The organism is Planctomycetota bacterium (assembly GCA_039182125.1).
GTDB lineage: Bacteria > Planctomycetota > Phycisphaerae > Tepidisphaerales > Tepidisphaeraceae > JBCDCH01.
In genome coordinates, this window is the sequence record JBCDCH010000059.1 from 1 (window position 1) to 24,303 (window position 24,303).

Below are 24,303 nucleotides of genomic sequence, written 5' to 3' on the forward strand. Positions count from 1 at the left end.
GGAGTCGATCATCTTCTGGGCGACGTTTCACGATGCCGATTTCGAGTTGGACCTGATCCACCGCGTTCTCACCGTCCCTGTCGTAACCGGGGGCCTCGGCTCGGCCGGAATGCTGTTTCTCGCGTTCGTTCCCGATCGCGGCCGACTCCTGCGACGTTCGCTCGATTGGCTACTTCCCATTGCCTTGGCGTTCTGGCTTGCCCAAGCGACGCATTTGGTCATCTATCCGCTCTTTGAACCGGCGGCACCGACGACTTGGCGGTGGCGCGGAGCCGGGTACATCTACCTCGCCGTGGCAGGGATCGGCTTCGTCCTGATCTGGGCGTGGCCGACCGTGGGCCGGTGGTTTGCCGTGTTGCCGGCCTATTGGAGTACGGCCGGGTCTATCACCTTGTATCTCCTCGTCGAGACACCCAGCGTCCAGCTTGTCCTGAACAGCGGTCGCACGACGTCCGACGTCCTCGTGTCCGCGTTGACGACCTTGATGCTCGTCGCGACGGTCGTTTGGCTCGCTTGGCGTTATCCGGTCCGTGGGACATGTAAACTCCCCGCATGACCGCCCTGCTCGAAACCGACCTGCCTTTCCTAAAGCGTTCCGGCAAGGTCCGCGACGTGTACGACCTGGGTGGAGACGCACTCGCCATCGTCGCGACGGATCGCATCTCGGCCTTCGACTGCATCATGCCCAACGGCATCCCGGGCAAGGGAGCGATCCTTACCGCGTTGGTCCGTTGGTGGTTCGAGAAGATCGAGCACGAGTTCGCCCATCACCTGCTCTTCGGCAGCGATCCGGGGATACCGCCGGAGTTGGCAAGCCGAACGATGCTGTGCCGCAAGACCGACGTTGTGCCGATCGAGTGCGTTGCACGTGGGTACCTCGCCGGCAGCGGGTGGAAGGAGTACCAGCAATCGCAATCCGTCTGCGGCGTTCTGCTCCCCGCCGGCCTGCACAACGGCGACAAACTCCCCGAGCCGATCTTCACACCGGCAACCAAAGCCGACCAAGGTCACGACGAGAACATTCCGTTCGATCGCATGGTCGAGATCATCGGCGGCGAACTGGCCGAGGACCTGCGCGCTCGCACCCTGCGGCTCTACACGATGGCCGAGGACTTCGCCAAGGACCAGGGCGTGATCATCGCCGACACCAAGTTCGAGTTCGGCACGCTCCCCTCGGGCGAGACCATCCTGATCGACGAAGTACTCACGCCCGACAGCTCCCGCTTCTGGCCGCTCGACGAGTGGAGCCCCGGCGGCGAGCAGCCGAGCTTCGACAAGCAGTACGTTCGCAACTGGCTCGAAGATCAACCCTGGGACAAAACGCCACCCGCGCCGGCCCTGCCCGACGACGTCATCGAAGGAACCCAGCAACGCTACCTGAAGGCGTACGAGTTGCTCGCCGGCGAGTCGTTCGACATGACCGCGTAGCGGTACGACGGAGTCGCCCGCGTCCGGCCGCATCATGGGCGGCTTCGTCGCGCTGCCATGCGGACGGTAAGATGTCCATCCCATGCCCCGCCTCTCCTTTCGCACCGCCGGTGAATCGCACGGCCCCACGCTCATCTCGCTCGTCGAAGGTCTGCCCGCGGGCGTCGTCGTCGACGACGAACTGATCAACGGCGAGCTGCGCCGGCGTCAGGGCGGCTACGGACGCGGCGGGCGGCAGAAGATTGAGACCGACGTCGCCAACTACCTCACCGGCGTCCGCCGCGGGGCCGACGACGTCCGCCGCACCATCGGCTCGCCGGTCACGATGGCGGTCAAGAACAAGGACAACCGCCTCGACGATCCGGAGAAGACCCCGCCGCTGACCCGTCCGCGTCCGGGTCACGCGGACCTCGCCGGCCGCCACAAGTGGCTCACGACCGACTGCCGCGAGACGCTGGAGCGTGCCAGCGCGCGGGAGACGGCGGCGCGTGTCGCGGCCGGGGCGCTGGCCAAGTGCCTGCTTCAGCAGTTCGACATCCACGTGCTCGGCTTCGTCCGCCAGGTCGGCGAGGCCCGCGGCCAGTTCGACGTCGAGCTCGACAACTGGCGCGACATGAAAACCGCGCGCGATGCCAACGACCTGTACTGCCCCGACGAGCAGGCGGCGGAGCAGATGCGTGAGTTCATCCGTCAGCAGAAGATGGCCAAGGACACCGCCGGCGGCGTCGTCGAGTGCCACGTCTTCGGCTGCCCGGTCGGGCTGGGCAGTTCCATGACCATCGACGGCCGGCTCGACGGACGCATCGGCCAGGCCGTGATGAGCATCCAGGCGTTCAAGGGCGTGGAGATCGGCATGGGCTTCGGCGTCGCAGCGTTGCCGGGCAGCAAGGTCCACGACGAGATCTTTTTCGAGGGCAGCATGTGCGACGAGCCGACGCTCGGCTTCGAGCGCACGACCAACAACGCCGGCGGCCTCGAAGGCGGCATGACCAACGGCCAACCCATCGTCGTCCGCGGCGCGATGAAACCCATCAGCACCCTGGGCAAACCGCTACGCAGCGTCGACCTGAGCACCAAGGAAGCCAGCGAAGCCGGCTGGGAACGCAGCGACATCTCCGCCATCAGCGCGGCGTCGGTCGTGATGGAAAACGTGATCGCCTTCGCCGTCGCCGATGCCCTGTGCGAGAAGCTCGGCGGCGACAGCGTCGCGGAAATGCGCCTGCACTACGATGCGTACCTCGAGGCAGCGCGGCGATTGCCGTTGGAGGGGTGATGGGCATTTCTGCTACGATGATTCCATGGCGAACGACACGCTCACCATGGCGGATCTGATGACGATCGAGCAGATCGATGTAGCCTATCCCGACTCGCACGTTTTCATCGACGATGTTCAACTCGACGATGAAGGCAACATCGTTGCCGGCCGGGTGGCGCATTATGCCGAGACGAAACTAGAGGCTCAGCGGCTCACGCGGGAACACGTCGCAAACAAGCCCGAAGAGTACTGGTTTAGCTGCGGATATCGGTACACCGGTACACCCAAGGTTCTGGAGCGGATGGGCCACCTGATCCTGAGTCCGATGGTCGCGGACAGATGATGATTAAGCTCCAGAAGATCATTCGGCTCTACGCAATCGAAGTCCGCATGTTGTCTGAAGTCGGTGACGTCTCGGCGCTGATGTATGTCGACACGGGTGCCGATTTGTCGATCGTGTAACGAGAAGTCGCCGACGCCCTTCAACTTCCAGTCGATGAGAGCGGGAGCCAGCTGATCGGTGTGAGCGGCCCAACGTCGGCAGGGCGTTCGGAGATTGGTCGCGTCATTGCAGGCTCTCGGGAGGTCGAAAACCTCGCAGTTGCGGTAAGCGACTTACCTTTCGGCTTCCTTGCCGACGGCCTGCTTGGCCTCGACTTCCTTGGCCGCGGTTCGATGCACTTCGACTTTGACGCCGGGTCGCTTGTGCTGCAGAGTTGAGCTGTGTCCACCCGCCGTCTGCTCATCTGGTGCCCCGACCGCTCTGGGATCATCGCGGCCGTGACCGGCTTCCTAGCTGAGCGCGGGGCGAACGTGCTCGACGCGGATCAGCACACCGATCCCGACGACGGCTCGTTCGCGATGCGGCTGGAGTTCGAGGGGGACGATCCGACCAACGACTTCATGCCATTGGCCCAGCGGTACGCGATGGACTGGAGGCTGACCGACGCCAGCCATCGCCGGCGTGTCGCGATCCTCGTGAGCAAGCAGGATCACTGCCTGGCCGACCTGCTCTGGCGGACGCGGCAGAACGAGTTGCCGTGCCAAGTCGCGTGCGTCGTGAGCAACCACCGCGACGCTGCGGCGGACGTGGCAACCTACGGCATCCCCTACCACACCCTGCCCGTCACGCCCGACACCAAGCCGCAGCAGGAAGCCCGCCTGCGTGAAATCCTCGAAGCGGCCGACACCGAGCTGGTCATCCTCGCCCGTTACATGCAAGTCTTGTCGGCCGACACCGCTGCGGCCTACCCGAATCGGATCATCAACATCCACCACAGCTTCCTGCCCGCCTTCGCCGGGGCCAAGCCGTACCAGCAGGCCCACGCCAAGGGCGTGAAGCTCATTGGCGCGACCGCGCACTACGTCACCGAGCAACTCGACGAAGGCCCGATCATCAGCCAGGGCGTCGCACCGGTCACGCACCGCGACGGCGTGGATGACCTGATCCGCAAGGGCCGGGATTTGGAGCGCACCACGCTCGCCGCCGCGGTTCGGGCGCACCTCGAAGACCGCGTGATCGTGCACGCGGGCCGAACGATCGTCTTCGGCTGATCATAACAACGAGAACAGCAGGTATGCCGCCGGGGCTGCGAGCAACGGGCTGTCGATCACGTCGAGGACGCCGCCGAAGCCGGGGATGCTCGCGCCGCTGTCCTTGACGTCGGCGTCGCGCTTGAGCATGGATTCGAGCAGGTCGCCACCCTGGCCGATGAGCCCGAGCACCGCGGCCATCCACGCGCCGTGGTACCAGGGGATTTGCTCCACGAACGGCGCGACCCCCGCCCCGATCCCGGCGGCAGTCAGCAGTCCCCCGGCCAAACCCTCCCACGTCTTGCCCGGCGAAAGCCAGGGGATGAGTTTGTGCCGACCGAGGAGCTTGCCGAAAGTGAACGCACCGATGTCGGTGAACTTCACCGCGATTAGGACGAAAACGACCTTCATCGTGTCGCCGGTGAAGTTGGGCGTTTCGAGTACCCGCAGGGCCAGCAGGAACCACATGAGCCCGCCGATATACATGGTGGCCAGGAGAGTGCCAGCCATCTGGACGATCGCGTCGTCGGTGGTTTTGCGCAGGGCCCGGCGCAGGGCTGCGGCGAGCATCGTCAGCACGACGATCCCCACGGCAGTCGGCGTGAGGATGCCGCGTTCGTCGACGAACTGGGTGCAGAATGCGTGGACGAGCAGCCCTATGCCACCGAAGCTCGCGATCGACTTGTATGGCTCGACCTTCTCCGCGGCGAACAGCGTCGCAAGCTCTCGCACCGCCAGCGGCATCACCACTAGCAACAGGCCCAGCAAACCCACGCCGGCGATCTGCGTGCGGGCCTCGAACCACGCGTCGAACCACAGAATGCCGAGCGCGGCCCCGAGCATGATCGGGCCGAACGTCAACCGATTTCGCAGGGCGGCTTCCACGTCAGACTTCTAACCCCGGCCCGCCCCCGCGGCAAACTGACCAATACGGAAGTGTCGTGATTATCTCCATTGGCATATTCAGCGCGATTGATTTAAAACAGAAGCCCATGAAAAAAGCACTTCAACTCAGCGTCATGTCACTCGCCCTCGTCGGTTTTTCCAGTGCCCTCGTCGGCTGCGGTGCTCAGCCCGGCACGACCGTCGTGAAGTACTCCGGCGAACTCGAAGAACAAATTCAGGAAGTCGGAGATACCGCCACGTACAACCTCTACGGCTCCCGCGACCTCGAGCCGCTGCTCTCGATCAAGCTCGAAGAGGGCGAACTCATCGGCTTCAAGAAGGTCGATGGCAAGAAGGTCATCGCCGTTTACGGCGAGCGTGAGATGACCCTTGAGGGCGAACTCCTCAGCACCTACCGCTGGAAGAAGCAAAAGTAGCCAGCTTTTCGTTTCAGCCTTCGGGGCGGAAATGCAAGACCCGCAAAAGCCCGTGGCTTCGGCCACGGGCTTTTGTTTTCGCACCTCTACTCGCTCCAACACCCCAACGCCCACGGCTTCAGCCGTGGGTCTGCCACGAGCACCGATCCCCACCGCCGACCCGCGCCTAAAGGCGTGGGCTTTCGCATAGGATGATTCATGGCCGACCAGCGTGACATCCTCACCCGCATCCTCGACCACAAGCGCGGCGAGGTCGACGCGGCGAAAGCCGCCCGGCCGATCGAGGAACTCAAAGCCGCCGTCACAGACACCGACCGCCCACGCAACTTTTTCGCCGCCCTGACCCACGACCCGGCCGAACGTGGGAAGATCATGAACCTCATCGCCGAGGTGAAGTCCGCCAGCCCGTCGGCGGGCATCATCCGCGAGGACTACGACCCGGCCACCATCGCCAGCGCCTACGCAGCAGGCGGGGCCGACGCGATCAGTGTGCTGACCGATGAGAAGTTCTTCGGCGGCAGTCTCGACCATCTCAAAGCCGTCCGAGCCACGGTCGAGCTGCCGGTGCTTCGGAAAGACTTCGTCGTCGATGCGTACCAGGTCTGGGAAGCCCGCGCCGCCGGAGCCGACGCGATCCTGCTCATCGCCGAGGCGCTGCAAACGCACGAGCTGATCGACCTGCAAATCCTCGCGACCGAGCTGAACATGACGTGTCTGATCGAGGTGCACAGCATGGAGAATCTCATGCGGGTCCGTGACACCGTCATCGGCTTCCCGCACAAAAGCTACTCGCTCATCGGCATCAACAACCGCAACCTCGCGACCTTCGACGTCTCGATCGGCAACACGCTCCGCATGGCCGAGCTCGTCGAGGATCGCAGCGTGCTCGTCACCGAGTCCGGCATCAAGGCCCGCGAAGACGTCGCCAAACTCGCCAGCGTCGGCGTCCGCAGCGCCCTCGTCGGCGAAACCCTCATGCGCAGCGGCGACCCCGCCGCGATGATCGACAAGCTGTTCGGAGAGTGAAGACAATTGCGGAAAGCGGATTGAAAAGAGCGTGTGCGTTCCGACCCCCTGCTTCTCAAAAGTCCTTCCGCAGGTGCAACGGCCTGGGCTTTTCGCCCCACGCCCAGCCTTGGCAACCGGCGAAGCCGGCGCGGTCGCCGAAGAGGCTGGCGAGGATCGCAGGGTCTTCCGACTCAACGCCCGACGCGGTGAGATAATGAAACTGCAACGCCCGTCGTCGGTCGGCCGACGCATTGGGCGGTGTGCCATGATGCAGCAGGCCGCTGAAGAACATCGTCCCGCCCGGCTCCAGCGGCACCGCGACGATGTGGTCGCGATCAATCGTGTCATCGGGCAGTTGACAGTCACGATCGTGGTAGTGCGGCCTGGGTCCGGCGTGATGTGAGCCCGGGATGACGTGCATGCAACCGTTGTCCGGATACGCCGCATCGAGCGCGGTCCACGTTCCGATGACGCCAGTGGGCGTCGCGAGGCGGAAGTAGGCCGCGTCCTGGTGCCAGGGTTTTTCCACGCCGCCGCCGGGCGGTTTGAGCAGTGCCATCTCCTGCACGAGCCGGACCGACTCGCCCATGAGCTTTTCACAAATACAAAGCAGCCGCGGATGGTTCGCGGCGGCGATCAGGTCAGGCACCGTGTCCTTGAAGCCGAAGAGTTTTCGGACCGCAAGCTCGCGCTGCTCGATCGGCATGGCGGCGAGTGCATCGGGCGTGTGCTTCGCCTCGTACTGGATGACGTGGTCGGGCAGTTCGGTCGCCGCGTCCTGTACAACGGCGGCGATGATGGCGGCGCGGTTAGGACTCTACCTCTTCGGGTGTGAACACGTTCGCCACCGCGATGAAGCCGTCACGCCCAAATGCCTCGATCACTCCATCATCAACCGCGTCGACGCCTTGGATCGGTTCATGTAACGTTGCCGGCCGATAGACCGAGCGAATCTCGTCAAGCGTGGCAGGCATGGGCCCTCCATTGTGACACGACCGCCCCCGCTGCCAAGGAAACGCTGCCAAAGCCACGGCGGCATTCTCGCGGTCAGTCCTTCACACCCTCGGCATACACCGTCTCGCCCTTGGGGTAACAGATCAGTTCGACCGCGTTGCCGCTGGGGTCATCGATGTAGATGCCTTTGGTGCCGTCGCGGTGCTGGTCGATCCGTTTGTCGTGCTCGTCGGCGTGGGCGTTGAGTTGTTCCTCGGTGACCGAGAGCGCGACGTGCGGCGGGTGCTGGCTGGGCGTAACTAGCGCGAGCTTGCAGTTGCCGAACTTCAAGAACGCCCAAGTGTCGTCTTGGTACAGAACTTTGGCGTCGAAGCGTTGGGTGTAGAAGTCGATGCTGGCGGGGATGTCGGTGGTTTGGATGGCGACGTGGTCGATGGTCATGTCGTGTCGGATGCAGAAACCGTGCCGTTCATTGCATCATCCGGCCGCGGACGTCTTTCATCGCGACGATCTGGCCGGCGGTCGTGTCGTAGATCAGCTCGCCGACCATGGCGCGGGAGGTGCCGTCGTTCTGGAGCAACTCGAACGGCTGACCGTTGACGCCGGTGATGACCATGAAGCCGTTGTCGGCGTCGTAGCGCACGATACCGCCGAGGAATTTCAGGTCGGGCGCGGCAAAGTCGACATCGCCGGACACACTCGCGGTGTTGACCTCGATCTGTTCGGCGGTCTCGACAAGCTTGGCATCGACGCGGTCGGCACGGACGCGGTACCGCTCACTCGGACCGTCGGCGGTCGGCTTGGCGACCATTTTGACATCGCCGAGGATCTTGAGATCGCCGGGGCCGCGCTGATACACGAGACGATCATCCCACACCAGCCCGGCCGAGCCGCGAAACTCACCGAACTTCTGGCGCGGGTCGGCCCCACCGGCGGCAGGCTCGGCCGCGGGCGTGAAATCTTCGTAGAGCATCCGACCGGCCACGGGGATCGTCACCGTCTCGGTCGCCGCATCAAAGTCGAGCCGCTCGGTCAGCACATGCACGCGCTGAAGGATCCTGCCGTCGGGGCCGCGAAGCACCTTGTTGAGATCGATGTTGCCCAGTAGCACGGCGGATTTCACCTGCGGCCGCTCGGTCGTGCCGGCCGGATCGAGCAGGAGTTCCAAACGATCACCGATGGCCGTCACGAGCGACCCGTCCTCGGCATCGGCCTCGATCTGGATCGGCCCCTCGACGAGCACACGGTCCGTCTCGGGCTGGAGCGTCGCACTGCCCGCGAACTTCGCCCGCATCGGGGTGGGCGTGCCGCCATCCTCGGGGGCGAACAGGGTTTCGATCCGACCGCCGTCGGGAACCTCGACCGCGCCGGTCGCCGGGGCATAGAGCACGGTCTTGCAGACGAACGTCTCTGCCCCACGGCGGAGTACGACCTCGGGGCCGGCGAGCCGGTAGAGCGCTTGATCACCGACACCGCGACCCTGCAAAACAGCGGCGGTCGCGAGGACACCGTCCTGTTCGAGCCGGACCTCGTCGCGAGCTTCAAGCGAAACAACCTCCACGGTGCCGTCGGCCAGCGCGTTTAGATCGGCGACCACGGTGCCGGCGTTGAGCTTGCCTTGGGCGTCGACAAGTTCGACACCGCCGTCGGCTTCGATGGTGCGCAGGACCGGATCGCCGTCGGGGCCGGGCGCGGTCAGGAGCGTCAGCGTCTGCCCTTTGATCCGGCGTGGTTCCTCGTCAGGATTCGTCGACCGCAACACGGCGACGACGTCCTCCTCTGCGACGATGGTTTCAAGCTCGCCCAGACCGGTCATCGCGTCGCCTAGACCGCCGTTGGCCGACAGGTCCGCAGGTCGGTTGGCGTTGGTGCGCATGCCCGGCTTGGGAGCGGCGAACTTCATCGAAAGCCGTTCGCTGGTCAGGTCCGCCTGTGGGTGGGACACGTCGACCGCGCCGGCCAGGTCGATGCCTCGCACCGCCATCGCGCCATCGGCAGCGCGGTCGATTTCGATGCGGCACCGCTTGGTCCAGGCGGCCTTGAGGATCTGATCCGTGCCGTCGTCACCGGCCATGGGGATCATCGCCCATGACGCTCCGACGAGCCGAGCGGTGTTGGCCGCGCCGTTGAACTCGATGCCGCGTGTTTCCAAACGCAAGCCGTCTTCGCCGAGGACTTCGACCGGGGGCTCGTACTCGGCGGCCGACGCGATGACGCTGTCGGTGATCGATGCGTACTCCAACCGAGGCGCGGTGACCGATAGGCCGTCCCGCTGCACAACGACCGGCGCACCCGACGGCTTGCCGGTGAGCATCGCCCGCCAATCGTCGGCACCGGCGAGCAACGTCGAACGCGCTTCCGACGCCGGAAGCACCACGAACTCGCCCTGCCACGTCATCACCAACGGCAACGGGGTGTTGGCCTGCGGGGTGGGTTCCGACTCTGCCGATGGCGTCGACTTTTTCTTGGCTGACTTGGCCGATCCCTGATCGGTCGGCTCTTCTGGCTCCGACTCGTCGGTGAGTTGGTCCATGGCGAAGAGTGCGACAAGCGACTCGGCATCGACGAGCCGTTGCTGGCCCTGAGTGATGATGACATCGTTGCGGAAGCTCGCCTCGTAGACGGTGTACGGCTCCTGCTCGGGCAAGCCCTGGGCGGTGGCGTACATCTTCGTCGGATCGACGGCGGCTGTTTCGGTTTGTAGTTGCCGCAGTAACGCCGGATCCTTGATCACGAGTTTGTCGCCACGCGTGATCCTGAGCAGTTCGAGCCGACCGTCGGCGTCGTTCCACCGCACTAACAGGCCCCGGCCGTCGAAGTCGTAATCCCGCCCCCGCACGATCACCGGCACCTGCTCACCCAGCACCGGTCGGCCGTTGATCTCGCTGTCGGCCGTCGCCAGTTCCATCGTCTCGGCGTCGAAGCGCAGATTATCCACGTGGGCCCGCAGGATCGGCCCGTCGTTACCCGGCTCGGTCATCTCAATTTGCACATCCCGCATCAACCCCTGCCGCGGTGCGGCGGCATCGCCTTCGAGGTCGATCTTCCCGGCCGTCTCGAGCGTCCCGACCTCGGCCCGGACGATCACTTGCCGGCCGTCGGCGAGGTAGAACGTCAGCCGCGGGTTCTCGACCTTGACCTGGTTGTCGCGGGTCGGCTCGAACTTCTCGGCATGGAACTCTTGGACGAGCCGGCTGCCGGAGAACCGTTTGTAGGTCGTCCCTTCGCCGGCAGCGGTGAGACCGCCTTCGGTCCGCTGCAACGCATCGACCTCGATCAGCGAAGATTGCTCGGACCCGCCGATCTGCGGGTCGGGCAGCAGCACCGTCACCGCCAGGAAGCCCCCGGCGATGAGCAACACGGTCACGACAATCAAAATCAGGGTTCGCATTCAGGCATTCCTTGCCGAAGTGTGTTTCGCCGAAGTGGGTTCCACATCGAACAACCGCAACACCACCAGGTCTTGCACATCGATCAGTCCAACGCATCGGCCATCGGCGTCGACCACCGGCAGTTCATCAATGCGGTGCTTACGCATGACGGCCATGGCTTCGGCGGCAAGATCGTCGGCCGACACCCGCTTGGGTTGCTTCGTCATAACGACGCCGATCGGCTCGTTGAGTTTCGCGGCATTTCCGTCGAGCAGTCGGCGGAGGTCACCGTCGGAGAAGATGCCGACAAGTTTTCGGTCATCGTCCACGATCACGATCGCACCGGGCCGACGGGTGATTTTCGCCGCCTCGTGTAACGCCTCGGCCACGGTCTGTTCGGGATGAGCCAACGGCAGGTTGGCACCCGGCTTGAACGTCATCGCCTCGGCGACGGTCATCAACTTGCGGCCGAGTTGGCCGGCGGGGTGAAAGACGGCGAAGTCATCGGCGGTGAAGTTCCGCTCCCGACTCACCGTCAACGCCAACGCGTCCCCCAACGCCAACATCGCCGTTGTCGAACATGACGGGGCCAGCCGCAACGAACACGCCTCGGCGACCTTGCCCATCGGAATCACCGCGTCAGCGTGTTGCCCCAAGGTGTTCCTGTCCGACGCGGTGACGGCGATGACGGGATGATCGAGGCGTTTGAGCAGACCGAGGAGGCGGGTGATCTCCTCCGACTCACCACTTGCGGAGAAGAGCACGACGACGTCGCCGGGCCGGACCGAGCCGAGGTCGCCGTGGACCGCGTCGGCGGGGTTGAGGAAGTGGCTGGCGGTTCCGGTGGACGCCATGGTGGCAGAGACCTTGCGTGCGATGTGTCCCGCCTTACCGATGCCGCTGGTGACGACAACCCCGGTGCAGTTGAGGCAGAGTTCGACAGCCGCGTCGAACCCCGCGTCGATCCCCTCGGCCATCCGCCCCACCGCCGCGGCCTCCTCCGCAATCACGCTTCGGGCAAACTCTCGACGGTCCGGCATCACGGAATCATAGGAGAGAAGGCCCGGAATGTTCCGACGGGTGGCAACGTGGTGGAACGAGCGGAATCCCGCGGACTCGATCGTCAGGATCGAGGCGGTGAAGTACCGCTGGGACTTTGCGAACGACGTGGACGCGAGTCCGGAGGTGGATCGCTTCGCGGTAACCTTGGATTGGTGTCGCGCTAGCGTCGCCGCCGCAGCAAACCGCCGAGCACCGCGATGACGGCCAGACCACTCGGCTCGGGGATCGTGGATAAACCCTCGAGCGGCTCGAGCACAAGGCCGAAGTCGAACTCGACCAAGTTTTTCTCGAACCCGAACCCGCTGATCGAAGCGTTGCTGAAGGCGATCGGACGGTACAAGTAGGTTCCCGGCTGGAGGATGCCCTGGTCGGTAAACTCACCGTTGCCGTCATTGCTGAACGAATGCGTCGCAATCGTCTGCGACGTGGTTGTAAAGACCAACTGCGTGTTGCGGTTGAACCGGAAGGTGCCTTCGGTCAGCCAGGCCGAGGCGTTGGAGCTGGAGCCGATGACGTTGAACTGGCTGGTCATCTTGTAGCTGGCCGGCTGATCGAGCGTGAACTGGTAGTAGAGCTCGAAGGCACCGTTGGCCCTGCTGTTACCACCGTTGGATTCGGCCGCGACCGCGATGACCGCCGAGCCCTCGATCGGGTTTCGGGAGCCGAACTCCAACCCACCCACGTCCGGCTCCACGGCGAGCAGCCCGCTGGCCGAATGCCCTCCGACCCGGATGCCGTCGCTCAGCTGCACTGGCGGCTGTTCCGCGCCGCTGCCATTGAACATGTGCATGGCCCCGGGCCCGTAGGTGGTCAAACCGTTGCCGGGATCGAACGTCGACCCACTGAAGTCGACATATTGGTGGGACTGATCCACCAGTGAGCCCGACGCCGTGTTCGTTGCGAAAACGAGCGCCCCCAACACGCAAGCAGCCAAGACCGTCCGCCCCAGCGCGCAGCAAAGGCGCGCCCCTCGACCAAGAATGTTGTGTTGCATGTGGGAGCGGTCTTACCGAACGCACGCCTGATTGCAAGCAAAAATCTAATCAGTCGTCCACGATCTCCACGCGGCTGAACTCGTCAAGGTTGAGCGTGGAGACCTCGCCGTCTTCCTTTTTGATGACCATGCGGTCGAGCCAGAGCTTCTCGCCACGGCTGTGGGCGTACCAGCTGCCGGTCTGCTTCTGAGAGAAGCTGACCAACTCGCCGACGATTTCGCTGGGCCAAGCGTAGTTGCGGGCGGCGATCTGTTGGGTGACACGGACCTTGACGCCGGGCTTGAGTCGGCTGCGGAGGTCGGGGCCTTGGTTGATCTGATCGGGCGTGTCGGGCATGGGTGTAAAGAAAGATTAGAACGCATCGGCGTCATGTGCCAGCAGGTCAGAACGGTTTGGCCAGATTGTAATCGAGCAGGGTCTGTTTGATCTTCGCGGTGATCTGCTTGGTGGCCTTTCCGCGTCCCCAGAACCAACCCTGACGCAGGAACTGCCGCACCCAGAAGCCGGCGGTGGGCTGCTTGGTGACGGGATCGGGGATGGCCAGTTCGTCGATGAGCCGAGGGATGACGCGTTTGAGCCGGGCCGCGAGCTTGTCCTCGAGGCGCAGGACGTTGCGTGCCTCGGCGGCGGGCAGGGTCGGCCAGTCCGGCTCTTTGTCATTGGAGTGCGCGAAGCTGCCGAGCAGCGGGATGATCGGCCGCTGGTTGTCGGACACTTCGTGCACACCGCCAGGCACCCCGCCGAAGAGCTCGGCGTGTTCGCAGAGCGTGAAGTGCTTCATGAGAAACGATCGAACGTTGTGACGGCCGAGCTCGTAGTCGTGTTCGCGAAAGCGGCGGTGGAGGAAGCCGCCGAAGCTGCCGAGCGCGGCGCAAGCCGAGTGCGGCGGGGTGATACCGGGCTTGGTGATGTCGGGCGGAACGTCCCGGCTCGGCGAGATCAGGAACCGGTTGCAGTTGGGCCCGGTCGCCATGCGTAGCTCGTCGAGCTTGAACCGCGACTGGTTGATGAGCACGCGCGGCAGCCGGCTCAGGACGCTCCAGATGTCGGTCCGCACTGACTCGTGCGGATCGAACGTCGGCGGCTCGGGAAACGGGTCGATCATGATCACCGCCGAGGTCGCGTGCAGCCAATCGTCGTGGCTCGGCACGCCGACACCCAGCAGCGTCTCGCGGGCCAGCTCCAACGGTTCGTTGTTGGCGAGCCCGCCATCGACTGCGGAAAAGCCCAGGTGATCCGGCGTGTCGTCGGGGAGCGTCGGCGGGATCTTCTCGGCCCGCTCACACACGCCGGGACTCCGCGCCGGTATCGAGAAGCGGCGGTTGTCGTACTCACTACGATCCCGCCCCACCGCCCGGGACTTGAGCGCGACCGGAAACGCACCGCTGGCCAAGGCGCCATTACGCAGGTTGCGCCAAATGTCCGCCTTCATGTCGTCGCCGGGCAACGCGTGGTAGACCAACTCGTCGTTCGAGTCGTTCGCCGGCGTGGGTGGGTCGACGCGGTAGCCGACGTGGTCCTTGTGCAGGAGCATGCCGTGGGTGTCGCGGCGGTCGTTGGGATCGCTCGGCTTGTCGGTGTCGGCGCTGGTGAAGTCGATCGCGTACGGCATGCCGCGCAGGTTCGACACGCTCATGAGCAGCTTGAGGTCGTCGCCGAAGTACGGCCGCCGCGGGATCGATTCGGTTTCGCCGATGACTTCCTCGGCGATCTCGTCGAGGACCGTGCAATCCAGGAGCGACAGAACGCGCGATTCCTTCTCCAAGTCGTTCTGTTCGAGCAGGTGCTCGATGCTGATGCGTTCGACCCAGGCGTGGTGGAAGACGTTGGCGGTGGTGCCGGGCTGCTTCGCTACTTTGACCGGGGCGACCTTGCGGCGAACGACCGAGGCGAGCAGGGCCGCGGTCATCCCGCCGGCCGACGCGCCGCTGATGACGCTGATCTCCACGTCGTGCTGCGCATCCGGATGCTCGGCCGCTTTGGCCTCGTAAAACTCGTCGAGCGCCTGCAGCAATCCGTCGATCACGCCCGCTTGGTACGCACCAGCCGAGACCGCACCGGCCATGACCAGCGCGATGCGAAAAGGTTCACGTTGGGAGCTTGGTTCGTCGGGCATGGGAGTCCCGGCATTGTGCGCCGAGGGACCCCGTCAATGCACGTGTTCTCTACGCGCGAAGCGCCTCTCGCAGGGTGCGCCATGTGACTTCCACCGCTTCAGGTACCACGCGAACGTTACCGACGACGGACATGAAGTTCGCATCGCCGCCCCAGCGGGGAACGATGTGGCGGTGGAGATGCCCTGGCGCGCCGGCACCGGCCGCCGAGCCGAGGTTGATCCCGACGTTGAACCCCTGCGGGTGCATGACCGCCTTGAGCAGTTCGATGGCCCGCACGGTCTGAGCGTGCAGGTCGGCCGCCTCATCGGTGGTGAGGTTTTCGAGGAACGCCTCGTGCCGACGCGGAGCGATCATCAAGTGACCGTTGGTGTACGGGTAGCGGTTGACGATGCAGACGCTCAGCTCGCTGCGCCACAGCACCAAGCGGTCGCGCATGGCCGTTTCAACGTCGGTGTCGGCCTCGTCATAACGGGCCGCGGCACAAATGAAGCAACCACCGCACGCTTTGAGCAGTGGGTCGGTCACCTCCGGCGTTTTCTCAAGGCTGCGGATGTACGGCATCCGCCACGGCGCTTGCAGATTGACCGGCGGGGTCGGCTGGGGGTGCTCGTCGGACACGCTGCCACAGTATCGCCGCCAGCAGCCCCACGCCGACGCCGAGCATGTCCGCGACCCAATCCTTCGGATCCGCCGTCCGACCGACCCACGGCTGGGTCAACTCATCGACCACCGCATAAACCGCGGCCACAGCCACGATCAGCGTCACGCGCCAACCGATCAGCGCCCGCAAGAAAAACGCCAACAACGCAAACCCGATCAAGTGCCCGAGCTTGTCCAATGCCAACGCCGGGCTCGGCGTGTCGGACTTGCCGAGAAACGGCGGCGAGTGCGTGATCAGCGCCATCACGACCCAGTAGCTGCCCGTGATGACCCATGCTCCCCGTTTGCTGACCCGTCGGTTCACGCCGCGAGCCTATCGGGTTTCTCGACCGGCGGCGGGGCGAAGTCGATTTTGATCGGTACGAACCCGGCCGACCGTCGCCGATGATCCCGCACGGTCTTCCCGACCCGCCAGACGACGCACACCGAAGCCACCCCGGCCACATTCGCCAGCCAGTCGAACGGGTCACACGTCCGGTTGAACAGCGGCTGGGTTAGCTCATCCACCGCCCCGAACACCGAGCAAAGCAGCAACACCGCCCACCCACGCCCGGGCACCGGCCTGATCGCACACCGCATGAAAAACGCCAAACCCGCGTAGGCGAAAAAATGCACCACCTTGTCGACGCCGAACATCGACATCTGGGGTATCTCCCCGAACCGAGGATTGTGCGTCCCGAACGTCAGCGCGGTCCAATAGATCAGCAGAACGGTCCGTGGGCCGAGCAGTCGCACAAGGCGCGTATCGGACGGCCGTGCTACCGGATTGACACGTTTTGTGCTCAGCCGGCCGTGATCGGCGTGTCGCTGAACCGGGCGGCGGCGAGCTTGGCCTGGTCGATTTCGGTGTTGACCGACGGCTCCGGCTTGAGCGCTTCAGCCTCGGCGGGGGACAGGTCGTCCGTACCGCCATCGTGACGCCGCAGAATCTCGGCGGCCAGGGCGCGGTAGTCGGTCGCGCCGTTGCTCACGGGATCGTACACCGTGATCGGCTCGCCAAAACTCGGGCTCTCGGCCAGTTTGATGTTTCGCCGAATCCGCGTGTCGAACACGACGCCGCCGTGGCACGGGTGGCCCTCGGGGGCGCTGGCGAAGAAGTTCTGCAACTCGCTCACGACCTCGGCCGACAGTTTGGTGTTGGCGTCGAACATCGTCAGCGCGACGCCGCCGACGCGGAGGTTGGGGTTGATCTGCTGGTTCACCGCCTGCACGGTTTCGATCAGCTTGGCCATGCCTTGCATCGCGAGGAAGTGCGGCTGCATCGGGATGATCAACTCATCCGCCAACGCCAACGCGTTGAGTGTCAGCAACCCCAACGCCGGCGGGCAGTCGATGAGCAGGTACTCGAAGTCGTGCGTCGACTGATCCACCGCGTCACGCAGCAGCATCTGCTTGCGCGGCCGCTCGGTCAGCTCCGCCTCGACGCCGGCGAGGTCGATGCTGCCGGGCAGCACGCCGACGTTGCCCGGCGACTGCGGAAAGCGATCGAGGATGCGGACCGCCTCGAGAAAACTCGCCTCGCCCAGCAGCAGGTCGTAGAGCGAGGGCGTGATGGTCTCGGCATCGTCGGCGTCGATGCCGAAGTTGATCGTCAGGTGCGCCTGCGGGTCCAGGTCGAAGAGACAGACGTGGCGACCGCGCTCGGCCAGGGCGGCACCGAGGTTGGCGGTGGTGGTCGTCTTGCCGACGCCGCCCTTCTGGTTCATGACGGCGATGGCCCGGATCGGTTTCCCGGCGGCGTTCAAACGTGGCTGTTTCGGGGCACTTTCGTCCATGAGCTTACGGCGCAGTGTCGACCTTGGCGGCGGATCATGCAAGCATAGGGGGATGCGGTGGTGGCTTCGTACATTCCGTTCGGCCCCGGCTTGGGTGCTTTTGCTCGTGCTGCTCGGGTGCGAGGAACCCAAACCGGACAACCCCGAACCGCCCGCGCAGCGCACCTTTGTCGTCAGCGGGAAACCGGCCAGCGATCGCTTCGTCGATGCGCTTGGCGGGAACGTGCGGGCGTTCACGTTGCCATCGGCGAGCGACGCCGAGCTGTCCACGCAGGCCGACGCGCTCTCGGCGTTGTTGCGCGATGCCGACGGCACGCTGACCGTCGTCGCCACCGGCAGCGGGCGTGAGGTCGCGTTGCTCGGCATGGCACGTAGCGGGCTGGATTTCCAACGGCTGGTGCTACTCGACGCGCCCGACGACGAACTGCCCGGGCCGCTGTTCGAAATGATCGGCACCGTCCACCGCATCTCCGCCGACCGGCCCGGCAGCGACGCCGACATCATCGTCGGCAACGGGTTTGGGTACATCCATTCCGCCGTCGCCCGACGCATCGCAGACATGGAAGACAGCTTCGGCCCGCCGATCATTCTCACCGGCCAGCCCGCCGGGCCCGGCTGGCAACTCACGCGCGTCACCGTCGAGGGTGCCGGCTGGGTGCAGATCGGCGACTGGCAAAGCGAGATCGGCCACGCGACGTCCTTCACGCCCTACCTCAACGTCCCCGGCGGCACGCAGCTGCCGGTCACCCCCTACCGCGTCCGCCGACTACGAACCGACGTCGAACTCGCCAACGCCACCGTCGACGTCGGCGAGGACGAGCCGGTGTCCGAGGTCAGCGGCGACGGCTGGCGCGTGAGCTTTGAATGGCGGCCGGTCGTGTTTCACTGACCGAAAGCCGACGGCTTCAGCGGCGGGTCGGCAAGCGGCACCGGACGCCGACCCACGCCTCAAGGCGTGGGCTTTCGGTATACTCGACGGATGAAGTTCGCCCTCCCGATCCTCACGCTCATCGTTGGCCTCGCCCTTGGGGCGGGCGTGACCAGCTACGCGTTGCAGGGCACGCCGCTACCGGTGAAGCAGGCACCGACGCCGCCGGGGGTCGAAGCGACGGCGGTCGCGTTGGCCACGGCGAACCACATCGCGGCCGACACCGACGCGGACAATCCCTACCGCATCCATGCCGAGCACGCCTCGGCGTTGGCGGACCTGCTGCCGATGAACACCGCGCCGGCAGAGTTGGTCGAACCTCTACGCGGGTACCGGCAGGCACTTCGGTCCTACGCGAAGGAAGCCCACGCCGCCGCCGACGCGACCAGCGGCATGCGCGGCGCGGCCGGCTCGGGCTGGCATAGCGTCAAGAGCGTCTTCGGCGACGAACGCCGGGAATTGCCCAACGACAAGCAACGCATCGCCGCCGAGACAGCGCTCGACGCCGCGGGCGCGAAACTGGCCGCGGCATTCGGCGATGTTGAGTTGTACGAAAATCTCCCGGGCATGAACTGAGCCGCGTTGCCACGCAACGCTGGTGTTTCGCAAGAGCACACGGTCTCGCACTTGCGGACCGCCAGCGTTGCGTGGCAACGCGGCTCACATCGTCTGCAGCTTCCGCAGCGCACGCATCACGCTCTCGTCGGTTTCCTCCAACGACACGTCACGGATCGGCACCCACTTCACATCCAGCGCATCGTCGCCGGCCACCGCCGAGGGATCGTCGACGCGGAACACGAACCGCACGTCGAAGTGCTCGTGTGCCGGCTCGGCTTTCTTCGGGTTCGCCGGGATCGGATGCACGTCGAGGTCCAGCAGCCCCTCGGTCTCAGCGACGATGCCGGCCTCTTCGCGCAGTTCCCGCGCCGCCGTGTCGGCCAGCGTCGCGTCAGTCTCATCCACATGCCCGCCGGGCTGGAGCCAGCGCAGCAACTTCGCGTGCCAGATCAACAGCACGTTGTTGCCGTGTAGCACGAACGCGCTGGCAGTGAAGTGGCCCGGCGTGAACTGCCCGCGATACAGCGGGGCCGGCGTGTTGAGCAGCGCGAGCATCCGGTCGCGATGCCGAAACTCCGCCGCATCGACTGGTGGGTATTGCTCGAGCAAAGACCGCAACTCAATCACAACGCGCCCTGGGCCATGTACACTTCCTCGAACGGCTGCACCACGACAAAGCCCGGGCCGTTGCCGCCGACGAACTTCATCTGGATGCTCTCGCCGCTGCCGCGGCCGAAGAAGCTCTTGAGCTGGATGTCGGTCTTGAAGTCGGGCGCGAGATTGCCGCTCCAAGCGATCGTGGCGTTGGGGTCGGTGAAGATCTCCTGGCCGGGCTCGACGCGGAGGGTGAGCGGGTCGTAGTGGGTGGTGAGCGCGACCAAGCCGGAGCCTTCGAACTTCACGTTGAACAGCCCGCCGCCGAGCATCGCGCCGATCTTGCGCATCATGTTGATGTCCCACTGCAGCGACATCTCGAAGGCAAGCACGTCATTGCCATTGACGAAAAGCGACTCGCCGTTGAGCTGCAGGACGGTGATCTTCTTGCCGGCGTCGGCGAGGTAGACCTTGCCGGTGCCTACGGCCTTGGTCAGGCGGGCGCCCTCGCCGGTGAAGGCTTTCTTGAACATCTTGCCAAGCCCGTGCTCGGCGATGCCTTCGCGCTCGAACTGGACGTTGCCGTTGTAGGCGATCATCGAGCCCATCTTGGTCCAGACGGTGCCGTGGGTGGGTGATCCGTCGAGGTTGATCTCGAGGAGCCGGGCCTGCTCGAGTTCGAAGAAGCCGCCGCCGTGGTCCTGCTGGGAGGTCTCGGCGAGGAAGTCGTTGAGGCTGAACTTGGTCTGTTCCATGACGGGGAGTGTGAAGTTTGAAGGCGGAAGTGTGAAGTACAAACCCGAGCCAAGTTTGTACCACTTCACAGACCCGCGTTCACCCTTCACACTCGTGAACGTGTTTCCCAGGCGCGGCAAGATCAATCCAGAGACGCTCGCCGAGTGGAAGCGAACACAGGAACGGCTGCGGCGGCAAGTCCGACACGACTTACTCGACCCGTGGCCGACGCTCGTCGCCGGGGTCGACTGCGCATTTCTCGGTGACGACGTACTCGCTGCGGCGGTGTTGTGGCATGTCGAAGAGCAACGCATCGTCGCCGAGGCGGTCGAGCGGCGCAAAGCGGACGTGCCATACATCCCCGGCTATCTCGGCTTCCGCGAAGCGCCGGCGGTGTTGGCCGTCCTTGCAAAGTTGCCGCCTTTCGAGGCGGTCTTGTGCGACGGGCAAGGCGTGGCCCATCCGCGACGATGTGGGCTGGCCGTGCATGTCGGGGTCACGCTCGACAAGCCGGCGGTCGGTGTCGCCAAAAGCCGACTCGTCGGCACCCACGAGCCGGTCGGGCCGACGCCCCGCGACCACACCCCGCTGCTCGACGGCGACGAACGCATCGGCACGGTCGTCCGCACCCGCCTCAACGTCAAACCGCTCTACGTCAGCGTCGGCCACCGTGTCCGGGAGCGCGACGCGGTGGCCCTGGTCCTGGCCTGCCAAACCCGCTACCGCCTACCGGAACCGACCCGCCTGGCCGACAAGCATGTTGCCCGCTACAAGGCCGATCTCGTCAACTTGCCAACGAAGAAAGACGGCCATCGCAACCCCGGACGTCATGGGGCAAACAACCGATAGAAGTCCGCCGGTGACACGCGCCGGAGATTTCGGCTACGATGATGGCGATGCCTACGCGTCGCCGGGCCGCATTCTCACTCGTGGAGCTCCTCGTGGTGATCGGGATCATCGCGATCCTCGTCGCGACGCTCATCCCGATCGTCGGCAAGGCACGGGAGACCGCGCGACGGGCCAACTGCTTGTCGAACCAACGACAAGTCCACTACGCCTTTGCCCTCTACGCCCACGAAAACGACGATCGCGTGCCCATCGGCTATCGCCGCACCAAACAGCTCAACAGCATGATTTACTCGGTGAGCGCCGAGCAGTTCGTGCTCATGGGCAAGCTCTACCCGGCCGGCCTGATGGATCAGGGCTCGATCTTCTTCTGCCCGAGCGAGGCCAACGAGCAGTTCACCTTCGCCACCAACGACGAACCGTGGACGGAGGTCGTCGCATCCGACAGCGTCGGCCCGACACCCGCTTCCCTCACGGCCGATCCGACGCCGCAGATCAACACCAATATTTTCAGCGGCTACGCCGGTCGGCCCGACACCGAACTGCCCGACGACTTCGAGAATCCGCCGGACAACTTGCGCGGGTTTCTCATGCCCAAGCTCAACAACTTCAAGAACACCGCACTCATCGCGGACTTGATGAACAGCCCGGCCCGCCTCGACACGCGACATGAGACCGGCGTCAACGTGCTCTACGGCCACGGCGGTGCCCACTGGGTTCCGCGCGAGTTCTTCAAGGAGCCGCTCGAAGCGAGCCTGCCACCCTCGGGCTGGCCGCCGAGCAACGAGTTCGACGACGAGCAGGACGCCATCTGGCAGATCTTCGACCGCAGCTGATCACGCGAAGCTGGCGAATAGCGCGAACAACGCCGCCACCACGAACAGCGTGCAGACGATCCACACGGCGAACGTCGTGATGATCAGCGAGCCGGTGAACTTGGTCGGCAGCCCGATCGCGAAACGCATAACAGCGCAGGTGACGCTCAGCACGATCGCGTAGCCGATGATCCCGCCGGTAAAGAGCGAGAAGTGGCCGATGAGGTTGTAGACGGCGGTGCCGAGCAACACCGTACCGGCCCCGGCGAGCATGAACGAACCGATGCCGATCATGCGCTGGTTCGTCGTCGCGCAGTGGATCAGCCCCGAGAGCGCCGCCGCCCCGCAGCCGCCGATCGCCGAGAACAGCGTCGCGGCCAGCGCGATCAAAAAGATCACCACCGTGCTCGAGTCCCGCAGCATCCGTGCCGTCTCGATCTGTTCCGTTGACGCCTGCGGCGACCGGGCCAACTCATCCATCATCTCCGACATGCCCCAGAACCCGTAAGTCTGCACGGCGAAGAGCGCGAGGAAGCCGACGATGAACGTGACCAGCGCCACGCCGATCGGCGGTGCGTCGCCTTCGTTGGTGTAGTCGATCCCCTTGGCCCCGAAACGGTTGCGATCGATCGTCCGCCCCTGCGCCTCGGCCATCCCCGTCGCGGCCATCTGGCTCAGCCGCTGATATTCCGCTGCGTCCATACGCGCGCTATCGGCACAAGAAGTGGCACGGTTAAGAAAGGCCCCACACGAGGCCCGACCGTGAGGGAGGGTGGCGGACGCAGTCCGCTTCTCAAGGCGTGCGGTGACGATCGCGAGAGATGCCGCTGCGCAGCCACCCTCCCTCACGGTCGGGCCTCATATGCTGCTCCGACATGCCCGACCAACCGACCGATAACGCCAAAAGCTGGCAAGCCCGCATCGCCGAAGCCACCGACGCCCTCGGCCAGGACTTCGTCGAGTCCGTCTCCTACGACTGGCGGCTCTACAAACAGGACATCGCCGGCTCCATCGCCCACGCCACGATGCTCGCCAAGGTCGGCCTCATCACCGCCGACGACGCAACCGCCATCGAGCGCGGCCTCCGCGAGATCGAGGCCGAGATCGACCAGCACGGCCCCGCCTGGCCCGGCTTCGACAAGCAGTACGAGGACATCCACATGTGCGTGGAAAAGGCCCTGATCGACAAGATCGGCGAGCCGGGCCGCAAGCTGCACACCGGGCGTAGCCGGAACGATCAGGTGGCGACGGACCTTGTGCTTTGGCTAAACGAGCACTTCAACTCGCTGCGTGGACAGGTCCGACTGCTTCTCGATTCATTCAATGAACTCGCCGCCCGCAGCGAGTCGATCGTGATGCCCAGCTACACACACTTGCAGCGTGCACAGCCAATATCGGCTGCCGCTGAATGCATGGGATGGGCGTTCCTGATGGTGCCAAGTCACCTACGAACATCGCTTTGCTCCCTCGACACTTGGAATCACCTGCCGCTTGGGTCAGGTGCGATTGCTGGATCATCGCTGCCAATCGACGCGAACATCACAAAGCAGTTGCTCGGTTTCGAGACGCCTCCGATGAGCGCGATCGCTCACACGGCGAGTCGTTCGAGCGCGATCGACTTTGTCTTCACGTGCAGCACGATCGCCATGAATCTCTCCCGCTGGGCCGAGCAGTGGATCCTTTACTCCTCCGCCGAGTTCGGGTTCATCAAGACAGCTGACCGTTACACCACCGGCAGTTCGATGATGCCGCAGAAGCGGAACCCGGACATGCTCGAGCTGATCCGCGGCCGCTGCGGCAACGTCTACGGCAACCTCGTCGCCTTGCTCACCATCTGCAAGGGCCTGCCCATCGGCTACAACCGCGACCTGCAGGAGGACAAGCGGCACGTCTTCGCCGCGTACGACACGGTCAGCAGTTGCCTCACGATGGCCGCGGCGATCGTGAACAACACCGAGTTCGTCAAGGACAAATGCGAGGCGGCGTGCGAAGGCGGATTCATGGACGCCACGTCGCTCGCCGAGTACCTCGTCGTCAAAGGCGTCCCCTTCCGTACCGCCCACCAGATCGTCGGCGGCCTGGTTGCCAAGTGCGAAGCCGACGGCAAGGCGGCGCTCTCCGACCTGACGCTCGAAGAGTTCCAAGCCGCCAGTGATGTCATCGGCAATGACGTCTACGACTGCCTCGGCGCCAAGAACGTCGTCGCGCGATACCAAAGTGCCGGCGCCGCCGGCGGCGAGCCATTGAAGAAACAACTCGATGAATGGAAGCAGCGTTTAGGTTTGTAGTTCTTAACGAGGCCCGACCGTGAGGGAGGGTGGCCGCACAGCGGCATCTCTCTGCCAAC

29 protein-coding genes are annotated in these 24,303 nt (G+C 64.8%); 13 read left to right on the forward strand and 16 right to left on the reverse strand.

Going from position 1 to position 24,303, the window contains the following annotated elements; translation table 11 throughout:
- The 6 genes from AAGD32_14025 to purU form a co-directional block, all read left to right on the forward strand.
- Positions 1 to 556 (forward strand): hypothetical protein (locus AAGD32_14025; protein ID MEM8875361.1); only part of this gene is annotated, 556 nt, incomplete at its 5' end.
- Positions 553 to 1,428, forward strand: coding sequence for a phosphoribosylaminoimidazolesuccinocarboxamide synthase (locus AAGD32_14030; protein ID MEM8875362.1), 876 nt, complete (start codon positions 553 to 555; stop codon positions 1,426 to 1,428). The genes AAGD32_14025 and AAGD32_14030, both read left to right, overlap by 4 nt.
- Before the next feature lie 82 nt (positions 1,429 to 1,510).
- On the forward strand, positions 1,511 to 2,701 hold the full coding sequence (gene aroC / locus AAGD32_14035; protein ID MEM8875363.1) for a chorismate synthase: 1,191 nt from the start codon (positions 1,511 to 1,513) through the stop codon (positions 2,699 to 2,701).
- Positions 2,702 to 2,726: 25 nt separating this feature from the next.
- On the forward strand, positions 2,727 to 3,026 hold the full coding sequence (locus tag AAGD32_14040; GenBank protein ID MEM8875364.1) for a hypothetical protein: 300 nt from the start codon (positions 2,727 to 2,729) through the stop codon (positions 3,024 to 3,026).
- Positions 3,023 to 3,145 (forward strand): hypothetical protein, encoded by a 123-nt coding sequence (locus tag AAGD32_14045; protein MEM8875365.1) that lies wholly within the window; start codon positions 3,023 to 3,025, stop codon positions 3,143 to 3,145. Before AAGD32_14040 ends, AAGD32_14045 begins: the two co-directional genes overlap by 4 nt.
- A 261-nt stretch (positions 3,146 to 3,406) precedes the next feature.
- On the forward strand, positions 3,407 to 4,237 hold the full coding sequence (gene purU / locus AAGD32_14050; GenBank protein ID MEM8875366.1) for a formyltetrahydrofolate deformylase: 831 nt from the start codon (positions 3,407 to 3,409) through the stop codon (positions 4,235 to 4,237).
- On the opposite strand, the gene AAGD32_14055 is transcribed toward purU, so the two are convergent.
- Positions 4,238 to 5,101, reverse strand: a complete 864-nt coding sequence (locus tag AAGD32_14055) for a phosphatidate cytidylyltransferase (protein ID MEM8875367.1) — start codon at positions 5,099 to 5,101, stop codon at positions 4,238 to 4,240.
- A 107-nt stretch (positions 5,102 to 5,208) separates the two neighbouring features.
- Here AAGD32_14055 and AAGD32_14060 point away from each other — a divergent pair, with 107 nt between their 5' ends.
- Positions 5,209 to 5,538: a hypothetical protein gene (locus AAGD32_14060; GenBank protein MEM8875368.1), complete on the forward strand. Its 330-nt coding sequence runs from the start codon at positions 5,209 to 5,211 to the stop codon at positions 5,536 to 5,538.
- Positions 5,539 to 5,736: 198 nt separating this feature from the next.
- Positions 5,737 to 6,564 (forward strand): indole-3-glycerol phosphate synthase TrpC, encoded by an 828-nt coding sequence (gene trpC / locus AAGD32_14065; GenBank protein MEM8875369.1) that lies wholly within the window; start codon positions 5,737 to 5,739, stop codon positions 6,562 to 6,564.
- Positions 6,565 to 6,619: 55 nt separating this feature from the next.
- Here trpC and AAGD32_14070 read toward each other — a convergent pair whose 3' ends face one another.
- The 12 genes from AAGD32_14070 to AAGD32_14125 all read right to left on the reverse strand — a co-directional run bounded on the left by AAGD32_14070 (position 6,620) and on the right by AAGD32_14125 (position 17,480).
- On the reverse strand, positions 6,620 to 7,252 hold the full coding sequence (locus AAGD32_14070; GenBank protein MEM8875370.1) for a phytanoyl-CoA dioxygenase family protein: 633 nt from the start codon (positions 7,250 to 7,252) through the stop codon (positions 6,620 to 6,622).
- Positions 7,253 to 7,355: 103 nt separating this feature from the next.
- Positions 7,356 to 7,520 carry a hypothetical protein gene (locus AAGD32_14075; protein MEM8875371.1) on the reverse strand — a complete coding sequence of 55 codons (165 nt, stop codon included), beginning with the start codon at positions 7,518 to 7,520 and terminating at the stop codon, positions 7,356 to 7,358.
- 73 nt (positions 7,521 to 7,593) lie between these two features.
- Positions 7,594 to 7,941 (reverse strand): VOC family protein, encoded by a 348-nt coding sequence (locus tag AAGD32_14080; protein ID MEM8875372.1) that lies wholly within the window; start codon positions 7,939 to 7,941, stop codon positions 7,594 to 7,596.
- 28 nt (positions 7,942 to 7,969) lie between these two features.
- Positions 7,970 to 10,891: a hypothetical protein gene (locus AAGD32_14085; GenBank protein MEM8875373.1), complete on the reverse strand. Its 2,922-nt coding sequence runs from the start codon at positions 10,889 to 10,891 to the stop codon at positions 7,970 to 7,972.
- Entirely contained in the window at positions 10,892 to 11,911 is a 1,020-nt protein-coding gene (locus AAGD32_14090) for a KpsF/GutQ family sugar-phosphate isomerase (GenBank protein MEM8875374.1), read from the reverse strand.
- Positions 11,912 to 12,093: 182 nt separating this feature from the next.
- Positions 12,094 to 12,807 carry a hypothetical protein gene (locus tag AAGD32_14095; protein MEM8875375.1) on the reverse strand — a complete coding sequence of 238 codons (714 nt, stop codon included), beginning with the start codon at positions 12,805 to 12,807 and terminating at the stop codon, positions 12,094 to 12,096.
- 169 nt (positions 12,808 to 12,976) lie between these two features.
- A complete protein-coding gene (locus tag AAGD32_14100; GenBank protein MEM8875376.1) occupies positions 12,977 to 13,264 on the reverse strand; it encodes a hypothetical protein in 288 nt (95 codons plus the stop codon).
- A gap of 46 nt (positions 13,265 to 13,310) precedes the next feature.
- Positions 13,311 to 15,044, reverse strand: a complete 1,734-nt coding sequence (locus tag AAGD32_14105; protein ID MEM8875377.1) for a patatin-like phospholipase family protein — start codon at positions 15,042 to 15,044, stop codon at positions 13,311 to 13,313.
- Between the two features lie 49 nt (positions 15,045 to 15,093).
- Positions 15,094 to 15,663, reverse strand: a complete 570-nt coding sequence (locus AAGD32_14110) for an HIT domain-containing protein (protein ID MEM8875378.1) — start codon at positions 15,661 to 15,663, stop codon at positions 15,094 to 15,096.
- On the reverse strand, positions 15,584 to 16,009 hold the full coding sequence (locus AAGD32_14115) for a VanZ family protein (protein ID MEM8875379.1): 426 nt from the start codon (positions 16,007 to 16,009) through the stop codon (positions 15,584 to 15,586). The genes AAGD32_14110 and AAGD32_14115 overlap by 80 nt, the downstream gene beginning before the upstream one ends.
- Entirely contained in the window at positions 16,006 to 16,440 is a 435-nt protein-coding gene (locus tag AAGD32_14120) for a VanZ family protein (GenBank protein ID MEM8875380.1), read from the reverse strand. The genes AAGD32_14115 and AAGD32_14120 overlap by 4 nt, the downstream gene beginning before the upstream one ends.
- A gap of 47 nt (positions 16,441 to 16,487) precedes the next feature.
- On the reverse strand, positions 16,488 to 17,480 hold the full coding sequence (locus AAGD32_14125) for a ParA family protein (protein MEM8875381.1): 993 nt from the start codon (positions 17,478 to 17,480) through the stop codon (positions 16,488 to 16,490).
- Positions 17,481 to 17,532: 52 nt separating this feature from the next.
- Between AAGD32_14125 and AAGD32_14130 the strand changes: the two genes are divergently transcribed.
- Both AAGD32_14130 and AAGD32_14135 read left to right on the forward strand, forming a co-directional pair.
- Positions 17,533 to 18,369, forward strand: a complete 837-nt coding sequence (locus AAGD32_14130) for a hypothetical protein (GenBank protein ID MEM8875382.1) — start codon at positions 17,533 to 17,535, stop codon at positions 18,367 to 18,369.
- Between the two features lie 90 nt (positions 18,370 to 18,459).
- Complete coding sequence (locus AAGD32_14135; protein ID MEM8875383.1) at positions 18,460 to 18,984, forward strand: hypothetical protein; 525 nt, start codon at positions 18,460 to 18,462, stop codon at positions 18,982 to 18,984.
- A gap of 84 nt (positions 18,985 to 19,068) precedes the next feature.
- On the opposite strand, the gene AAGD32_14140 is transcribed toward AAGD32_14135, so the two are convergent.
- On the reverse strand, positions 19,069 to 19,584 hold the full coding sequence (locus AAGD32_14140) for an NUDIX hydrolase (GenBank protein ID MEM8875384.1): 516 nt from the start codon (positions 19,582 to 19,584) through the stop codon (positions 19,069 to 19,071).
- A 5-nt stretch (positions 19,585 to 19,589) separates the two neighbouring features.
- Positions 19,590 to 20,315 carry an AIM24 family protein gene (locus tag AAGD32_14145; protein ID MEM8875385.1) on the reverse strand — a complete coding sequence of 242 codons (726 nt, stop codon included), beginning with the start codon at positions 20,313 to 20,315 and terminating at the stop codon, positions 19,590 to 19,592.
- Between the two features lie 31 nt (positions 20,316 to 20,346).
- Here AAGD32_14145 and AAGD32_14150 point away from each other — a divergent pair, with 31 nt between their 5' ends.
- Both AAGD32_14150 and AAGD32_14155 read left to right on the forward strand, forming a co-directional pair.
- Positions 20,347 to 21,144 carry an endonuclease V gene (locus AAGD32_14150; protein MEM8875386.1) on the forward strand — a complete coding sequence of 266 codons (798 nt, stop codon included), beginning with the start codon at positions 20,347 to 20,349 and terminating at the stop codon, positions 21,142 to 21,144.
- A gap of 47 nt (positions 21,145 to 21,191) precedes the next feature.
- A complete protein-coding gene (locus tag AAGD32_14155; protein MEM8875387.1) occupies positions 21,192 to 21,977 on the forward strand; it encodes a type II secretion system protein in 786 nt (261 codons plus the stop codon).
- On the opposite strand, the gene AAGD32_14160 is transcribed toward AAGD32_14155, so the two are convergent.
- On the reverse strand, positions 21,978 to 22,658 hold the full coding sequence (locus tag AAGD32_14160; protein MEM8875388.1) for a hypothetical protein: 681 nt from the start codon (positions 22,656 to 22,658) through the stop codon (positions 21,978 to 21,980).
- A 173-nt stretch (positions 22,659 to 22,831) separates the two neighbouring features.
- Between AAGD32_14160 and argH the strand changes: the two genes are divergently transcribed.
- On the forward strand, positions 22,832 to 24,244 hold the full coding sequence (gene argH, locus AAGD32_14165) for an argininosuccinate lyase (GenBank protein MEM8875389.1): 1,413 nt from the start codon (positions 22,832 to 22,834) through the stop codon (positions 24,242 to 24,244).
- The last annotated feature ends 59 nt before the right edge of the window (positions 24,245 to 24,303 follow it).

Excerpts from the sequence above, each read along its gene's own strand:
- AAGD32_14030 (MEM8875362.1), top strand. The coding sequence starts at position 553 with ATGACCGCCCTGCTCGAAACCGACCTGCCTTTCCTAAAGCGTTCCGGC.
- aroC (MEM8875363.1), top strand. The coding sequence starts at position 1,511 with ATGCCCCGCCTCTCCTTTCGCACCGCCGGTGAATCGCACGGCCCCACG.
- AAGD32_14040 (MEM8875364.1), top strand. The coding sequence starts at position 2,727 with ATGGCGAACGACACGCTCACCATGGCGGATCTGATGACGATCGAGCAG.
- AAGD32_14045 (MEM8875365.1), top strand. The coding sequence starts at position 3,023 with ATGATGATTAAGCTCCAGAAGATCATTCGGCTCTACGCAATCGAAGTC.
- AAGD32_14060 (MEM8875368.1), top strand. The coding sequence starts at position 5,209 with ATGAAAAAAGCACTTCAACTCAGCGTCATGTCACTCGCCCTCGTCGGT.
- trpC (MEM8875369.1), top strand. The coding sequence starts at position 5,737 with ATGGCCGACCAGCGTGACATCCTCACCCGCATCCTCGACCACAAGCGC.
- AAGD32_14070 (MEM8875370.1), bottom strand. The coding sequence starts at position 7,252 with ATGCCGATCGAGCAGCGCGAGCTTGCGGTCCGAAAACTCTTCGGCTTC.
- AAGD32_14075 (MEM8875371.1), bottom strand. The coding sequence starts at position 7,520 with ATGCCTGCCACGCTTGACGAGATTCGCTCGGTCTATCGGCCGGCAACG.
- AAGD32_14080 (MEM8875372.1), bottom strand. The coding sequence starts at position 7,941 with ATGACCATCGACCACGTCGCCATCCAAACCACCGACATCCCCGCCAGC.
- AAGD32_14085 (MEM8875373.1), bottom strand. The coding sequence starts at position 10,891 with ATGCGAACCCTGATTTTGATTGTCGTGACCGTGTTGCTCATCGCCGGG.
- AAGD32_14090 (MEM8875374.1), bottom strand. The coding sequence starts at position 11,911 with ATGCCGGACCGTCGAGAGTTTGCCCGAAGCGTGATTGCGGAGGAGGCC.
- AAGD32_14100 (MEM8875376.1), bottom strand. The coding sequence starts at position 13,264 with ATGCCCGACACGCCCGATCAGATCAACCAAGGCCCCGACCTCCGCAGC.
- AAGD32_14105 (MEM8875377.1), bottom strand. The coding sequence starts at position 15,044 with ATGCCCGACGAACCAAGCTCCCAACGTGAACCTTTTCGCATCGCGCTG.
- AAGD32_14125 (MEM8875381.1), bottom strand. The coding sequence starts at position 17,480 with ATGGACGAAAGTGCCCCGAAACAGCCACGTTTGAACGCCGCCGGGAAA.
- AAGD32_14130 (MEM8875382.1), top strand. The coding sequence starts at position 17,533 with ATGCGGTGGTGGCTTCGTACATTCCGTTCGGCCCCGGCTTGGGTGCTT.
- AAGD32_14135 (MEM8875383.1), top strand. The coding sequence starts at position 18,460 with ATGAAGTTCGCCCTCCCGATCCTCACGCTCATCGTTGGCCTCGCCCTT.
- AAGD32_14145 (MEM8875385.1), bottom strand. The coding sequence starts at position 20,315 with ATGGAACAGACCAAGTTCAGCCTCAACGACTTCCTCGCCGAGACCTCC.
- AAGD32_14155 (MEM8875387.1), top strand. The coding sequence starts at position 21,192 with ATGCCTACGCGTCGCCGGGCCGCATTCTCACTCGTGGAGCTCCTCGTG.
- AAGD32_14160 (MEM8875388.1), bottom strand. The coding sequence starts at position 22,658 with ATGGACGCAGCGGAATATCAGCGGCTGAGCCAGATGGCCGCGACGGGG.
- argH (MEM8875389.1), top strand. The coding sequence starts at position 22,832 with ATGCCCGACCAACCGACCGATAACGCCAAAAGCTGGCAAGCCCGCATC.